Raw genomic sequence first — 12,987 nt, 5'->3', positions numbered from 1 at the left:
GTTGTAAGCAGCGCGGCCGGCGTCAGCTCGCGGAGGACGCTTCGCGGGGTTGGCGCCGGCCTTCCAGTAGACCGAGTGTGTATATGGCAAGCGCGCCGCTGGCGAGCGCGAGTTGCCACATCAGCATGTCGCTGCCTAGCGCCTTCATGGCGAAGCCGGCGAGCAACGGACCGGCAATCGAGCTGACCGTGAAGGTCAGCGAAACCAGCCGCATGTTGCGGGTCAAGGCGGCTTTATCGCCGCTTGCGGCGGCGAACATCCCTAGCGTGATAAAGGCGCTATTCATTCCACCCAGCAAGACTGCGCTCGCCGCCAGCAGCCCCGACGCAGGCGCGGCCAGGGCGAACGACACGACTGCGAGCGCGCTTGCTGCTGCACAGACGACGACCGCTGCGGCGAGACTGACGCGCTGGGCGAACCAGCCAACCGGAAACTGCAACGCCATCCCGCCGATACCGAAGCAGGTGAGCAGGGTAGCGGTTTGTGTCGCGCTGAGTCCGCGTCCGTCGGCGAAGAGCGGAAAGAGGCCGTAGAGCGCGCCGTCGCCGAGACCACCGAATGCCACGACCACCATGCCGAGACAGACGAGCGGGCCGATTGCCGTTGTTTGGGACCTCGCCTTGGCAGGTTCGGTTGCGAGGTGTGCGGGTAAGTGAGGTTGCAGGGCTAGCTCGCGGGTCTGCGGCGTTGTTGGCGCAGCGAGCGGATTCGCTGGACGTCCGCTTGAGCGCGCAGCGTTGGGGCGGCGCGACTCGTCAGCGGTCAACCATAGCGGAATCGCCGCGGCAAACGTGAACAAGGCCCCCGCACCAAAGGTGATGCGGCCATCGACGGCGCACCACGTTGCAAGAGCCGGCCCGATTACACCGGCCGCTGCGATCAGCGCTTCATGAATGCCGACCACCCGGCCACTGGCCCGCTCGGGCACTAGTCTGTACAACCAGGTTTCATTGGCGATCCAGCGCAGGCCGATGCCGAGTCCGGTCAGCATGCCGGGAATCAGCCACCACGGCGACGCCAGCCAGCCTATCGTTGCGAATGCGACGATGCTCGCCGCAAGCCCCAGCGTAACGGTTGCCTTTGCACCGATTCGCTCCGCCAGATGCGGCGCCGCCAGCAGCCCCGCGACCATGCCGGCCCACTGGGCAGCGGAAAACAGCCCCGCGCGCGGTGCGTCGAGGCCGTGATGCGCCAGCCAGACCGGCAACACCATAAAGCCGATCCCGAACTGGCCGATCTGCGCCAGCGCCGACACGGCGGTCAGCGCGCCGATCGCACGCCAGCGCACCGGCGTCGCGGGATTCATGAGCCGCTCCGTTCGGGCATCGGCAAGCCCTGTTCGCGGCATTCGACCGGGCAACCTGCTGCGAGGCACGGACCGTCGTCGCATAGACGACACAACTGCATGGCATGCGCAGGGTCGCGCGTTTCATGCCAGAGAATCTTGATCAACAGGTCTTCGAACACGACCCGTTCGTCGTCGTCGAGCCGGCTTACCACGCGCTGCAGCATGCGTTCGCGCGCCGTCTGCATGCGCTTCGCTTCGCGCCGGCCAGCAGTGGTCAGCGCGAGCGCCACCGCGCGTTTGTCGGCGCCTGGTTTCTTTTCGATCAGGCCGGCCTCGACCAGACCCGCCACCGCGCGGACGGCCGCCGGATGCGACAGATCGACCGCATCGCGCAGCACTTCAATGGAGGAATCCGGATACTGGCCCACCGCATTGAGGATGGCGCGCGCCGTGGGACCGGCGAGCGCGGCCACGGTGGTCTGCGCATTCATCTCGTCCGTCACCAGCAGGGCGAGCACCCCAAGCAGATTTTCTGTGCGCTGCGTCATGGCAATACCTCAATGTGTGCGGTCTGCATATATGCATTATGCACACATTGAGGGAGGAGCGCAAGTTTACTTTTGCGGTGGCGAGTCAGCCTGAATTCGCCGCTTAGGCCTGCTGCGTTCTCGTTGAGGCGATTACATCGGCCACGCCCGTAGCGGTCGCGGCGGACAGCGTCCAGCCAAGATGCCCGTGTCCGGTGTTATAGAACACGCCGGGCAGGCGGCCTTTGCCGACCTTTGGCAACATGCTGGGCAGCATCGGACGCAAACCGGCCCATGGAATGACGCGCGACGTATTCACCTGCGGGAAGTAGCGACGGGTCCATTCGGTGAGCGGAGCAATGCGTTCGGCGCGGATATCGCGATTGAAGCCGTTGATTTCGGCTGTGCCGGCCACGCGGAAGCGGTCGGCGCCGAGACGGCTCGTGACGATCTTCGCGCTGTCGTCGAGCAGGCTGACCCAGGGCGCGCCTTGCTGGCTCGCGGCGTCGTCGAGGCAAACGGTGATCGAATAGCCTTTGACCGGGTAGATGTTGACCCGGTCGCCGAGCATCGACGCGAATGCGCGGCTCTTCACGCCGGCACACACGACGATCTGCGCAAACGTCTGCTGAAACGGCTCGCCCGCCTGCTTCGCGGCGACGCTGAAGGCGCCGGCGGAATCGCGCGTGATCGACGCAATCTCCGTGTCGTAGCGGAATTCGACGCCATGACGCTCGCACGCTTGCGCGAGGCCGCGGGTGAACTTGTGGATGTCGCCGGTCGAATCTGAGGGCGTGAAGAAGCCGCCGTGGAAGGCGCCGTCGAGCGTCGGTTCAATGCGGCGAATGTCGGCCACGTTCACCGCGTTGCGCTCGAGGCCGCCTTCGTTGAGCAGCGCATTCACCTTCGCTGCTGCATCGAACTCCTTGCGGGTCTTGTAGACGTGCAGAATGCCGCGCTTTTCGAGGTCGAAATCGATCTGCTCGCGCGCCGCAATCGAAAACAGATGCTCGCGCGCGGCGATCGCCAGCCGCACGGTTTCGATGGTGTTGGCACGGTAATGCGGAATCTGCCGCAGGAACTCGCCCATCCACGAGTACTTGTGCCAGCTCGGCAGCGGATTGAGCAGCAGCGGGGCGTCGCGCGTCAGCATCCAGCGCAGGCCTTTGACGACCGTGGCGGTGCTGTTCCACACCTCGGCGTTGCTGACCGATAGCTGGCCGCCGTTGGCGAATGAGGTTTCCATCGCGGCGTAGCGGTGGCGTTCGAACACGGTTACGTTGAAGCCGCGTTGCGCGAGGGCGTAAGCGGTCGTGACGCCGGTAATGCCGGCGCCAATGATGGCGATGCGTGACATGTCATGGTCCAGAGTGAGTGAGCAGGGCCGTTGCCGGCTTCCATGCCCCATCTGTCCATGTACCTGAGAGTTTCTTTCCGCGCGCATCCCGTTGCCGGGCGGGCGGAAATCCCCTTCGGTGGGCGCGTTAAGCGCCGCTCTCCAGATGTTCCCGCTGGGCGGTCCTTGTGCCTGAGAGTTTCCGGGGCGGTTGCTCCGTCGGCGCCGTCACCGCATTTCTGCGTGACAGTCTCTCCCGCGACAGCGTGTAGAACGGCGTAACGGTAGCCGTTCGCAAATAATCCGGCAAGCGTTTTTTTGCGGTTGCGGTTTTCTGTCCGAGCGGGGCGGGTGGTTCGCATATTTGCGCCGGGTGCATCAATCGTATAGCCTTGGTCAGGTTCGCCAGCCTTGATCCAACCCAACTATCCTGCACCGTGAAGGACATCCTCGCCCTCAAGCTCTACACCCGCGTTGCGCGTCTCGGCAGTTTCTCGGCTGCGGCGCGTGAGTTCGGGCTGTCGCAATCGCAGGTGTCGCGCATCGTCGCCGAACTGGAAGGCGACCTGGGCGCGCGTCTGCTCACGCGTACCACGCGCGCGGTCGTGTTGACCGACGCGGGCGCCGAGTTCCTGTCGCGTCTGGATCCGATCCTCATGGCGCTCGAGGATGCCGAGCAGAGCGTGCGCGAAGGCAGCGAGTTGCGCGGCATGTTGCGCATGAGCATGCCCAGCAGTGTCGCAATCCGCGAAGTCATTCCACGGCTCGCGCCGTTTCTCCAACGTCATCCGGCGCTGCGTCTGCAGATGTTGCTCGGCGACCGCCCGCAGGATCTCGTCAAGGACGCGGTGGATGTCGCCATCAGGCTCGGGCGTCTGGTGGATTCGAGCGCGACGGCCACGCTGATCACGCAGATTGCGCGGGTGATCGTCGCCTCGCCCGATTACCTCGAACGCCATGGTGTGCCGGTGACGCCCGATCAACTGACGCAGCACCGCATCGTGGGTGGACCCGCGTCCGTGGTCCCGACGGGCTGGAAGTTCGCACGCGCAGGCGAGGAGGTGGCGCTCGACCTCGACGCGCATTTCTCGACCAACGAGAACGAGGGCGCCGTCGCTGCCGCGGCTGCCGGCATCGGCATTGCTTCGACCAGCGAATGGGCTTGCCGCCGCGAACTGGCCGATGGCTCGCTGGTCCGGCTGCTGGTCGACTGGAAGACGGCCGACATCCCGGTGCATGCGTACTTTCCGATGGGCCGCGCAACCCGCGCCGCCGGGCGCGCAGTCGTCGAACATCTCATGGCCGATTTCAGGCGCGAACAGCACGCCGCTGTTTTGTGAACCTCACGATTCCTGCGCCTTAGTGCCGGCTTGTCGCGGCGGCCTCCGGCTGCCTGGCGTATGACGTGTGACCCACCCGCCGCGTCGCCATCTATGCATCCCATACATAAGACATAGCAGAAACCGATGGCTACCGCCGGCGGCGGCGCGCGCTTATCTTCTCCATCATCCGCTTCGCCAATACCTGACTCACATGGGGCGGCGGCGATCCGATTCATTCACGTTCATCGAGACTGACATGAGCAAAACGACACCGGAGCAAAACAAGGCCCTCGTCCTGGAGGCATTCGATACGTTGTTCAACCAGCGCGACTATGAGGCGGCCGAACGCTTCTGGTCGGACCGCTACATTCAGCACAGTGCGCATATCGCGCCGGGGCGCGAGGGGCTGTTTGCGCTGATCCGCACGCTGCCCGACACGCTGCGCTACGAGAATCAGTTGATCGTGGCCGAAGGCGACTACGTGATCGCGCACGGCCGTTTCTCCGGCAGCGGCAGACCGGCCGCGTGGATTGCCGCGGACGTCGTCCGCTTTGAGGACGGCAAGCTCGCCGAACACTGGGACGTGCTGCAAGACGAAGTCACTGCGGCGCAATCGGTCAGCGGCCTGCCGATGTTCGGCGACCGGTTCCCCGATTGAGCGCTGAAGTCACTATTACGGCAGTCTCAACCTATCTGCGATATCCTTAAGGAGTCCATCATGAAACTCAGCGGCAACACGATCTTTATTACGGGCGGCGGTTCAGGCATTGGCCGTGGGCTGGCCGAGGCGCTGCATCGGCGCGGCAACAAGGTGATCATCGGCGGACGGCGGCGCAGCCATCTCGACGAGGTGGTGGCCGCGAACCCCGGCATGGCGGCAGTCGAGCTGGACATCACCGATGCAGCGAACATCGAGCGGGTGGCGGCGCAACTGATCAAGACGTATCCCGCTCTCAACGTGCTGATCAACAACGCGGGTGTGATGCAAACGGATGCGGCGGCCGGCCGCATCGACGATGCGCTGATGGTCTCCACCATCACGACCAACCTGATGGGGCCGATCCGCATGACCTCCGCGCTGATCGACCATCTCAAGACGAAGAACGATGCCGTGGTCGCCTATACCAGTTCGGTGCTGGCGTTCGTGCCGCTGGCGGTGACGGCGGTGTATTCGTCGACCAAGGCGGCACTGCATTCCTATGTCATGTCGCAACGCTTCATGCTGCGCGATACCACGGTACGTGTGCTCGAAATCGCGCCGCCGTGGGTGCGCACCGATCTGATGAACAGCCGCGAGGCCGAACAGGCCATGCCGCTGGATGCGTTTATCGACGAAACGATTGCCGCTCTCGGCACCGACGCCAATGAGGTGCTGGTCGAGAACGCCAGGTTGTTCCGCGGTAACCCCGGACCGGGCGAGCATGATCTTGTGAACGGCTTTAACGCGCAGATGGTGGAAGTGTTCTCGGGGTGAGGCGGGGTCTTTATGAAGCGCCATGCGTACTCGGGCTACTTAACCTCAAACACGCTATAGACCGGGCCATCCGCAAACCGGTGGCCCGTTCCGATCGCAACCACCCGGTTCAGCCATTCATACTTGCCGGCAGGTGCTTCAAAGAGCGGATTGATGCGGAAGTAGTAGCTGGCCGGATCGACTTTCTCGCCTTTTTCCAGCCGCTGGATCACGTCGGCCGCGCCGTGGCGGATGCCGCGATAGGCCATCGTGATGTGGGCACCGTCCTCGGTTTCAAGGATCAGGCGCACGTCGAGCGTGGTGCTGCCGTCGCTGCGCACGGTCTGCCAGTCGCTGCCGCCGTCCAGCACCTTGCCGGATAGACGCTCGCCGGCGAAGGTGCCGGACGGCACGATACCGATGCGTCGAAACGGTCCCGGCGTCGCGCCGACCGTCACGATCGGTTTGACGTCGAGGCGCATCACGAACAGCGGTCGTGTTTGCACACTCTGGAGCGGTGCGGGGAGCTCGTGGAAAGCGGGCGTGGACATCGTAATCACCTTGAGCGTTGAGCGCATGACGTTGCGTGCCGTGCGGTTGAGTTTACCGGTTCTGATGGATCGTCGGGGCGGCTACTTCAGCGGCGAGAACTCCGTGGGACGCATGATTCTCTCCTGAAGCCACGGCACGCCTTGAGTCGGTGCTGCCGGTGATCGCTGCCGTAGAACGCATCAGCAATGACACAGAAGGCTCAATAAAAATAAACCGGATAACTAAACAAATACCAATTTATCCAGGCCGAACGAAACCTGCATGACAGACACCGCCGATCGTTACGCAGCGGTTCTGCCGCCGTTGACCCTGAGAATTTCGCCGGTCATGAAGCTGGCCTTTTCCGACGCCACGAACACGATCGCCTCAGCGATTTCCTCCGGCGTTCCGGCCCGCTTGAGCGGGACCGTCGCGAGCATGCCGGCCTTACGTTCCGCGCCGGCGGTGAGCCGGTTCAGCATCGCGGTTTCAACAGGACCGGGCGCGACGGCGTTGACCCGCACGCCGAATGCCGCGGCTTCGAGCGCCGCCGATTTGGTGAGTCCCTCTACGGCATGCTTGCTGGCGACATACAGCGAGAGGCCGGCCGCGCCTCGCAGGCCCATGGTCGACGAGATATTGACGATGCTGCCGCTGCCTTGCGCCGACATGACGCGCAGTTCGTGTTTCATCGCGAGCAGCGTGCCGAGCACGTTGGTGTCGAACACAGCCGTGTAGCGCTCGGGTGTCTGATCCAGCACCGGGATGGTTTCGCCCTCGGTGCCTGCCGCGTTCACGGCGATGTCCAACCGGCCGAAGCGTGCGACGACGGCGTCCACCAGCTTGCTCACGTCGTCTTCGAAGCGCACGTCCGATTGCACGAACTCGGCTTGTGCGCCGGTGGAACGCAGTTCCTCGGCGAGTTGCCGGCCTTCTTCCACGCGCCGGCCTGAGACGACGACACGGGCCTTGTCACGCGCAAAAGCAAAAGCGGTGGCGCGACCGATGCCGGTGAGCGCGCCGGTGATGAGTACAACGGGTTGGGTGGTCATGGATAGTCCTTGATCGGGGGGCGCGAGCCGTCCTTGCGGCGGCTCGCTGCCGAGCTCAGTCCTGCACGTCGATGGCGTCGACGCGGTCGGGGTAGAAAGCGACGTGAGCCTTGATCTCTTCGACCGCCGCATACGGGTTCTCATACGTCCAAACCGCATTCACCGAGCGCGCGCCGCCCGCTGGAATCGAGTAGTACGAGCAGTCGCCCTTGTAGGGGCAATACGTGGCATGCTCGGTGCGTTCCAGCAAGGTCATGTCCACGTCCTTTCGCGGGATGTACAGCACAGCGGGGTAGGCGGCCTCGCGCAGCGTCAGCGCCTCGCGCGTATCGGCGATCACCTTGCCGGCAAGCGTGACCACGACGCGCGCCGGGTTCGGCTCGATGGTGATCGGATGATCGGGGCCCGGTACCTTGACGGTCTTGCCTGACGGGTTGAGGTTGCTTGACATGGAAACACTCCTTGAGTTGATCGCCGTGCGCAAGAGCCAGGCGAGACCGGTGCTGCGGGCCGCTGCCGTTCAGGCGGCAGACGGCAGGAAGTCGAAATATGAACGTTCGTCGCCGCGTTGCAGGATGTCCTCGGCGCCTTCGCGGTCGAATCCACCTGCTGCCATGATGGGCCCTTTGAAGAATTTGCGCAGAAACGACGATGCGACCGGCGACTGACCCCGGCCCAGGCCGTTGATGTTCATTTCGACATCCTGATTGATGGAAGCTGTCTCAGTTCTAAAAGCCAGCCTCTGTCAGCTCTTCACCGCGGCAATCAAAGCTTCGAACCGCCGTCGACGTGCAGCGTGTCGCCCGTCACCCAGCGTGCGTCGTCGGAGGCGAGGAAAGCGACGGCGCCGGCGATGTCGTCGGGTTGTGCGATACGCTTGAGCGCCTGCATGCCCAACGTCATATCGCGGCCAGCATCGGTCTTGGTGAAGCTCGACATGTCGGTGGCGACTACGCCGGGTGCGACGGCGTTGACGCGAATGCCGCGTTCGCCGAGTGCAGCGGCAAAGTGCTTGACCAGCGTATCGACGGCGCCTTTGGTTGCTGCGTAAGCCGACAGCGCGCCGACTGCGGCATGCGCCGCCAGCGAGGACAGCAGCACGACGCTGCTGCCTTCGCCCAGCACCGGCAGCAACTGCTGTACGAGGAAGTAGGGCGCCCGCACATTCACGGCGAACAGGTTGTCGAAGTCTTCGACGGTGGTGTCTTCGATGCTCGCGGCCTTCGCGATGCCGGCGTTGGCGACAAGCACATCCAGACGCGCGCCGACGATCTCGCGCACTTGCCTGGCAAGCGTCTGCGGACCGTCAGCCGCGCGCAGATCGGCGCCGACTTTCTGGGCCTTGCCGCCTGCCGCGCGGATTTCGGCGACCACCGCATCCGCTTCCTTTTCTCCACTGCTGTAGTGCACCAGTACTTCGGCGCCCTGTTTGGCGAGGGCTAGGGCGCTGGCGCGGCCAATGCCGCGGGAAGCGCCGGTGACGAGGGCGGTCTTGCCGTTCAGATTAGTCATGATCAAGCTCCTGTGAGGTTGAAAGCTGGTGTGCCTGCGGAGTGGGGATGCACGCCGCGTGACCTGCGAATCGGAGCAGCGGTGCGTGGCGTCATGTCCGTTTGCGTCGCTGCCTTGGAAGCTAATTTAGTGGCGCGCGCGGCAAAGGAAAAAGACTTTGTGGGCTGGTGGCCATGCTTCGGGGGCATGCCTCAGTGGTGTCGCGCGCAATTGTTCGCGCTGCGCAGCCCAATCGGGCGTGATACGGCGGGATGTCGGAAGAATGAAAGCATGCGGGCGCATGCATGGCTGGGGGTGTGGTGCCGCGCGACGGCAGCGGAGGAGACTAATGGACCATCTACAAGGACGCGGCGGAGGTGTCCGTTAAAGTGCAGCGGCGGGTCAGGATAAGCGCCGCAGAGGGCCTGCGCGCGGCGGCTAGCGGGCCACCGCCCACCGTCCACCGCTCGCACCGAATCGCAGCTATACGCTCTTTCAGGCCGCCCCTTCCAGATACTCGATCGCTTCGGCCAGCACCATTTGCGCGGCATTGGCCGGACGTGCCGCCGTGCGGCCGGCCGGTCCATACACGGCGTCGCCGCGCACGATGCTGTTGCCCGTGAGCGCGCAGACGCCTTGCGAACGCGCGATGCGGCGAATCCACAACTGCTCGCAATAGTTGGCCGCAGTGGAGTCGCGCCAGGTAATCGATACGGACTTCGCGGTGAAACGCTCGACAAAAGTCACGACGGCGCTCTTCGCAAGCGCTGATGGCGCGCGTGCACGATCGGCCGCGGCGCCGCGGCGCACGCGCCCGGTGCATTCGCGCCCGGCGCGTTGCGCGGACTGGCGAAGGTCTTCGGTGGCTTTCCGCGCGGTTGCATTGACTTTCGATTCGCTTTCGCTCGCTTCGTTCGACACCGGCTCGGCGTCGTCCCCCACGTGCTTGGCGTCCTTCAGTCCGGCAATGACGAAAGCCCATGGGTCCGCAAGGCGGGCAGGCGTCAAGGTGGACACCATCGCCGGTCCGGCGGGCGGCGCCAAGGCCTCGCCGCCTGACGGGAAGGCACGTTCGGTGGCGTCGTGATGGTCGGCAGAGTCGGCCTTCAGGCGTCGATTGCGCGGCGCGGTCCGTTGATGCGTGGCCGCGAAGTCTGACCCGGTTCCTGTTCCGTTCACGTCGAATCCTTTGTTTGGCTCTATCCTCGCGGACAGAACGGACTGTAACGATGTGCTGCCTCGATGCACTTCGGCACCCCTGCCGCAGCGCGGCGAGAAGACGCCAATGCCCGTCGTGGCGGCGTGCGGCACAACGGGATATGAAGTGTGGATGCCCTTTACGACACCCTCGACGCATCATATCGACTGCGTTGCAGCGGATAAATACGCGTTCCCTGAAAACTCCGTTTGCGTTCGGCTAACAATCGGCCATGGGTCGCGCGGGCGCCCTATGGCGGTCACACGGTCACGACGATCTTGCCGAACTGGCCGTTTTCCTCCAGATGGCAGTGGACGTCCAGGATATCGTCGAACTTGAAGGTACGATCGATCACCGGTTCGAGTGCGCCGCTCTCCAGGCCTTTGAGGACAAATTCCATTGCCGCTTCGCGGCCGGTCTGATCGCCGCTCGGATGCTTCACGACCGCGTAGTCAGGCGCGGTGATGACTTCGCCGTAGGTCGAGTAGTGCGGTAGGGTTGCTAATTAAGATTGCTAATTAAATTAACTGGCTAGAACTTCGATCTACCGTCGACGTATAACGTCTCGCCGGTGATCCAGCGCGCGTCATCCGAGGCCAGAAAAGTCACGATGCCGCCGATGTCCTCGGGCCGCGCGATCCGCATGAGCGTCTGCATCACGGGCGCGGCCTCGCGACCCCCCCGGTTGCCGCGAGCGCCGGCACGGCCACCGGCTGAGCGGATCTGCGCGACCACTTCGTTCGCCGCCTGGTCTTCGTGACAATAATGCACGAGCACCTGGGCGCCGGCGTGTGCAAGGGCCAGCGCGCTGGCGCGGCCAATGCCGCGCGAGGCGCCCGTGACGAGCGCAGTCTTGCCGCTGAGAGGGCTCATAGTCGGACTTGTCGCGTTTCAATGCTCACCGCTGATCACCACAACCGGTGTGCTCATGTCGGTTCTTCAACGGCATAGATGGAAGGCATGAGGCGCAGCCGCTACCGAACCCGATCGTGCTGATCGTGTTGCCGTCGCTTCTGCGTCTGCTGCTCAATCTAGCCGGGGCTTGCGCAAAGTGAAAAGACTTTGTAGGCTGGCCGGCATGCCTGTCAGGCATGGACCGCCACCGAGGGCCTATGGAGCTTCGCCATTTGCGGTATTTCATCGCCGTTGCCGAGACCGGTAGCTTGACGGTTGCGGCCGAACGCCGGCTGTTCACCTCGCAGCCGTCGCTGAGCCGCCAGATCCGCGATCTGGAAGAGGAGGTCGGTGCCGAACTGTTCAATCGCAGTGCGCGTGGCGTCGAGCTGACAGCGTCGGGCAAGGCTTTTCTCGATCATGCGCGGCTCGCGCTGTCGCAAGTCGATGCCGCCACCGAAGCCGCGCGGCGCGCCTCGCAGCCCACCAGGCAGGTCTTCGCGCTGGGCTTTCTGACGGGCGAGGAGATGACGTGGTTGCCGCGCGCGATGCAGGTGCTGCGCGACGAATTGCCGAAGATCGACGTCACCGTGTCGAGTCACTATTCGCCGGATCTGGCCGACGGGCTGGCGCGCGGCAAGCTCGATCTCGCGTTTCTACGCGCCGAACCGGGCTTCGATCTCGACTATCGCGTGGTGAGCCGCGAGAAACTCATTGTGCTGATGCCGAGCGACCATCCGCTGACCGAGCGCACCAGCATCCGCCCCGAGGATTTCAGGGGCGAGCCCTTCATCATGGCGACGAACAAGGCGACGGTGCTGAATCAGGTGATCCTGCGGTATCTGCGCGAGAATGCGATCAATGTCGCGCCCGAACACGGGGTCGACAATCTCGCGATGGCTATGTCGTTGGTGGCGTCGACGCGTGGGCTCGCGCTATTGCCGGAGTACGCCAACAATCTGCTCCCGTGGTCGGTGGTAAGCCGTCCGCTCGAAGGCGAGGCGCCGACCATCGATCTGGTGATCGGTTATAGCAAGTCGAATACGTCTGCCGTGTTGAAGCTGTTTCTTTCCAGAGCGGACGAGTTGACGGGCGGACTGTATTCGACGACGAGTATCTGACCTGAGTTCGCCCTCAACGACCCGCCATGACACAGCCGGGATGTTGGAGGACGCTCAACCATCAGGCGATGCCGCCCAGCTTCAAGGCATCGAGCGTCATGTGTGCACCGAGCGTGACCAGAACGGCTCCCATCGCCCAGCGTTGCGCCAGCAGAAGTCCCGGCCGTCTCGCGAGGAACGTCGCCATGCTGCCGGAGCAGACGGCTACGAAGCCATTGACCGAAGCGAACGCAACAATCAACGACGAGCCAAGCACGAGCGATTGCCTGAGTACGCTGCCGTCCTGATAGTCGATGAATTGCGGCAGGAGCGACAGGAAGATCATCGCCAGCTTGGGATTCAGCAGACTGGTCGTGGCGCCCATCGCGAGGAGCCGGCGGGGCTGCTCACGAGGCAGTTCGCGAACTTCGAGGGGAGAGCGGCCACCCGGCTTCACCGCCTGCCACGCCAGATAGAACAGATACGCGGCACCCACCGCACCCAACGCGCTGGCTGCATAAGGCACGCTCAGGAACAGCGCCGTGATGCCGAACGCTGCCGCGAACATATAGAAGAGGTATCCGAGCATGACGCCCGCCAGCGATATCAAGCCGGCCGTGCGTCCTTGCGCAATGGAGCGCGACATCACGTAGACCATGTTCGGGCCGGGCGTCACAGCCAGCATGCCACCCACCATCAGAAATCCGTAAATCGACCCTGTACCGTGCATTTCGCGGGCTCCCCCAAGTGCGCATGGGTCGTAGTATCGGTTTGACGCTTAATCTGGTAAAACGA

The 12,987-nt window shown here is 63.9% G+C and carries 16 protein-coding genes, 1 pseudogene and 1 riboswitch; of the genes and pseudogenes, 4 read left to right on the top strand and 13 right to left on the bottom strand.

The features are described 5' to 3' along the window. Positions 1–22: 22 nt before the first annotated feature. The 3 genes from P3T42_RS12815 to P3T42_RS12805 form a co-directional block, all read right to left on the bottom strand. Positions 23–1,306 carry an MFS transporter gene (locus P3T42_RS12815; protein WP_429306244.1) on the bottom strand — a complete coding sequence of 428 codons (1,284 nt, stop codon included), beginning with the start codon at positions 1,304–1,306 and terminating at the stop codon, positions 23–25. Next, positions 1,303–1,836 (bottom strand): MarR family winged helix-turn-helix transcriptional regulator, encoded by a 534-nt coding sequence (locus P3T42_RS12810; RefSeq protein WP_074294938.1) that lies wholly within the window; start codon positions 1,834–1,836, stop codon positions 1,303–1,305. The genes P3T42_RS12815 and P3T42_RS12810 overlap by 4 nt, the downstream gene beginning before the upstream one ends. A 103-nt stretch (positions 1,837–1,939) precedes the next feature. Further along, the gene (locus P3T42_RS12805; protein WP_074294940.1) at positions 1,940–3,172 is read right to left on the bottom strand and encodes a D-amino acid dehydrogenase; all 1,233 of its coding nucleotides are present in this window, start codon (positions 3,170–3,172) and stop codon (positions 1,940–1,942) included. Positions 3,173–3,213: 41 nt separating this feature from the next. Then, a riboswitch (glycine riboswitch) is annotated at positions 3,214–3,327 on the bottom strand. Between the two features lie 261 nt (positions 3,328–3,588). Between P3T42_RS12805 and P3T42_RS12800 the strand changes: the two genes are divergently transcribed. From P3T42_RS12800 to P3T42_RS12790, 3 genes are all read left to right on the top strand, one after another. Then, complete coding sequence (locus tag P3T42_RS12800; protein ID WP_429306243.1) at positions 3,589–4,491, top strand: LysR substrate-binding domain-containing protein; 903 nt, start codon at positions 3,589–3,591, stop codon at positions 4,489–4,491. Positions 4,492–4,729: 238 nt separating this feature from the next. Beyond that, positions 4,730–5,131 (top strand): nuclear transport factor 2 family protein, encoded by a 402-nt coding sequence (locus tag P3T42_RS12795; RefSeq protein WP_429306242.1) that lies wholly within the window; start codon positions 4,730–4,732, stop codon positions 5,129–5,131. 60 nt (positions 5,132–5,191) lie between these two features. After that, a complete protein-coding gene (locus tag P3T42_RS12790; RefSeq protein WP_429306241.1) occupies positions 5,192–5,947 on the top strand; it encodes an SDR family oxidoreductase in 756 nt (251 codons plus the stop codon). A gap of 35 nt (positions 5,948–5,982) precedes the next feature. On the opposite strand, the gene P3T42_RS12785 is transcribed toward P3T42_RS12790, so the two are convergent. The 9 genes and pseudogenes from P3T42_RS12785 to P3T42_RS12745 all read right to left on the bottom strand — a co-directional run. Beyond that, positions 5,983–6,477 carry a DUF3237 domain-containing protein gene (locus P3T42_RS12785; RefSeq protein ID WP_429306240.1) on the bottom strand — a complete coding sequence of 165 codons (495 nt, stop codon included), beginning with the start codon at positions 6,475–6,477 and terminating at the stop codon, positions 5,983–5,985. A gap of 282 nt (positions 6,478–6,759) precedes the next feature. Continuing rightward, a complete protein-coding gene (locus P3T42_RS12780; RefSeq protein WP_429306239.1) occupies positions 6,760–7,509 on the bottom strand; it encodes an SDR family NAD(P)-dependent oxidoreductase in 750 nt (249 codons plus the stop codon). Between the two features lie 55 nt (positions 7,510–7,564). Next, the gene (locus tag P3T42_RS12775; RefSeq protein ID WP_074294950.1) at positions 7,565–7,960 is read right to left on the bottom strand and encodes a DUF427 domain-containing protein; all 396 of its coding nucleotides are present in this window, start codon (positions 7,958–7,960) and stop codon (positions 7,565–7,567) included. Positions 7,961–8,029: 69 nt separating this feature from the next. After that, positions 8,030–8,203, bottom strand: coding sequence for a hypothetical protein (locus P3T42_RS12770; protein ID WP_429306238.1), 174 nt, complete (start codon positions 8,201–8,203; stop codon positions 8,030–8,032). A gap of 71 nt (positions 8,204–8,274) precedes the next feature. Then, a complete protein-coding gene (locus tag P3T42_RS12765) occupies positions 8,275–9,021 on the bottom strand; it encodes an SDR family NAD(P)-dependent oxidoreductase (protein ID WP_074294952.1) in 747 nt (248 codons plus the stop codon). Positions 9,022–9,495: 474 nt separating this feature from the next. Beyond that, positions 9,496–10,179 (bottom strand): DUF3331 domain-containing protein, encoded by a 684-nt coding sequence (locus P3T42_RS12760; RefSeq protein ID WP_074294954.1) that lies wholly within the window; start codon positions 10,177–10,179, stop codon positions 9,496–9,498. 278 nt (positions 10,180–10,457) lie between these two features. After that, positions 10,458–10,640, bottom strand: a complete 183-nt coding sequence (locus P3T42_RS12755; RefSeq protein WP_429306237.1) for a zinc-binding dehydrogenase — start codon at positions 10,638–10,640, stop codon at positions 10,458–10,460. 89 nt (positions 10,641–10,729) lie between these two features. Beyond that, the gene (locus tag P3T42_RS12750; RefSeq protein ID WP_429306310.1) at positions 10,730–10,921 is read right to left on the bottom strand and encodes an SDR family oxidoreductase; all 192 of its coding nucleotides are present in this window, start codon (positions 10,919–10,921) and stop codon (positions 10,730–10,732) included. Further along, a pseudogene (locus P3T42_RS12745) lies at positions 10,898–11,071 on the bottom strand (SDR family NAD(P)-dependent oxidoreductase); the annotation flags it as partial. The gene P3T42_RS12750 and the pseudogene P3T42_RS12745, both read right to left, overlap by 24 nt. Positions 11,072–11,310: 239 nt before the next feature. Between P3T42_RS12745 and P3T42_RS12740 the strand changes: the two are divergent. Then, positions 11,311–12,213, top strand: coding sequence for a LysR family transcriptional regulator (locus P3T42_RS12740; RefSeq protein ID WP_429306236.1), 903 nt, complete (start codon positions 11,311–11,313; stop codon positions 12,211–12,213). Positions 12,214–12,274: 61 nt separating this feature from the next. Here P3T42_RS12740 and P3T42_RS12735 read toward each other — a convergent pair whose 3' ends face one another. Continuing rightward, entirely contained in the window at positions 12,275–12,922 is a 648-nt protein-coding gene (locus P3T42_RS12735; RefSeq protein ID WP_074294960.1) for a LysE family translocator, read from the bottom strand. Positions 12,923–12,987 lie beyond the last annotated feature (65 nt).

The organism is Paraburkholderia sp. GAS38 (assembly GCF_050434965.1).
GTDB classification, from domain to species: Bacteria; Pseudomonadota; Gammaproteobacteria; order Burkholderiales; family Burkholderiaceae; genus Paraburkholderia; species Paraburkholderia phenazinium_A.
This window is presented reverse-complemented; position numbering and strand designations above follow the sequence as displayed.

Bases quoted from the DNA above. Each gene is read 5' to 3' on its own strand.
- P3T42_RS12785 (WP_429306240.1), bottom strand. From the start codon at position 6,477: ATGTCCACGCCCGCTTTCCACGAGCTCCCCGCACCGCTCCAGAGTGTG.
- P3T42_RS12790 (WP_429306241.1), top strand. From the start codon at position 5,192: ATGAAACTCAGCGGCAACACGATCTTTATTACGGGCGGCGGTTCAGGC.
- P3T42_RS12770 (WP_429306238.1), bottom strand. From the start codon at position 8,203: ATGAACATCAACGGCCTGGGCCGGGGTCAGTCGCCGGTCGCATCGTCG.
- P3T42_RS12805 (WP_074294940.1), bottom strand. From the start codon at position 3,172: ATGTCACGCATCGCCATCATTGGCGCCGGCATTACCGGCGTCACGACC.
- P3T42_RS12795 (WP_429306242.1), top strand. From the start codon at position 4,730: ATGAGCAAAACGACACCGGAGCAAAACAAGGCCCTCGTCCTGGAGGCA.
- P3T42_RS12735 (WP_074294960.1), bottom strand. From the start codon at position 12,922: ATGCACGGTACAGGGTCGATTTACGGATTTCTGATGGTGGGTGGCATG.
- P3T42_RS12765 (WP_074294952.1), bottom strand. From the start codon at position 9,021: ATGACTAATCTGAACGGCAAGACCGCCCTCGTCACCGGCGCTTCCCGC.
- P3T42_RS12775 (WP_074294950.1), bottom strand. From the start codon at position 7,960: ATGTCAAGCAACCTCAACCCGTCAGGCAAGACCGTCAAGGTACCGGGC.
- P3T42_RS12740 (WP_429306236.1), top strand. From the start codon at position 11,311: ATGGAGCTTCGCCATTTGCGGTATTTCATCGCCGTTGCCGAGACCGGT.
- P3T42_RS12780 (WP_429306239.1), bottom strand. From the start codon at position 7,509: ATGACCACCCAACCCGTTGTACTCATCACCGGCGCGCTCACCGGCATC.
- P3T42_RS12815 (WP_429306244.1), bottom strand. From the start codon at position 1,306: ATGAATCCCGCGACGCCGGTGCGCTGGCGTGCGATCGGCGCGCTGACC.
- P3T42_RS12810 (WP_074294938.1), bottom strand. From the start codon at position 1,836: ATGACGCAGCGCACAGAAAATCTGCTTGGGGTGCTCGCCCTGCTGGTG.